1 protein-coding gene is annotated in these 542 nt (G+C 59.2%); it reads left to right on the top strand.

The window, feature by feature from the left end:
• On the top strand, window positions 1–542 hold a 542-nt coding region (locus tag CK503_RS15935), incomplete at both ends, for a CARDB domain-containing protein (RefSeq protein ID WP_141239965.1).

Here is a 542-nt window from a genome sequence, read left to right as displayed (position 1 = left end):
CCAGCGTGAATATCAACGAAACCCCGGTTGCCGACATTGCAGTGAGCGCCATGGAGGCTCCCACGGAGGTTACTCGGGGAGATCAGGTGGACGTTTCGGTAACGGTGGGTAATACCGGCAACAAGGATGCGACCGATGGATTTACGGTAACTCTCCGGGATCGCACCGACAACACGCAAGTGGCCAGCAAATCCGTCAGCGGAATGGCGGCCGGAGCCTCGACCACCCTGACCTTCAGCTGGGATACCCAGGGATTGTCGCTGGGAGGCCACGAGCTGGAGGCCCGCCACGATTTTGACGACGAGAACACAGCCAACGATTCCCGAACGACCAGCGTGAATATCAACGAAACCCCGGTTGCCGACATTGCAGTGAGCGCCATGGAGGCTCCCACGGAGGTTACTCGGGGAGATCAGGTGGACGTTTCGGTAACGGTGGGTAATACCGGCAACAAGGATGCGACCGATGGATTTACGGTAACTCTCCGGGATCGCACCGACAACACGCAAGTGGCCAGCAAATCCGTCAGCGGAATGGCGGCC

The sequence above is a fragment of the Fodinibius salipaludis genome (genome assembly GCF_002287075.1).
GTDB classification, from domain to species: domain Bacteria; phylum Bacteroidota; class Rhodothermia; order Balneolales; family Balneolaceae; genus Fodinibius; species Fodinibius salipaludis.
The sequence above is the reverse complement of the archived record's forward strand: the minus strand, read 5'-3'. Positions and strand labels throughout refer to the sequence as shown.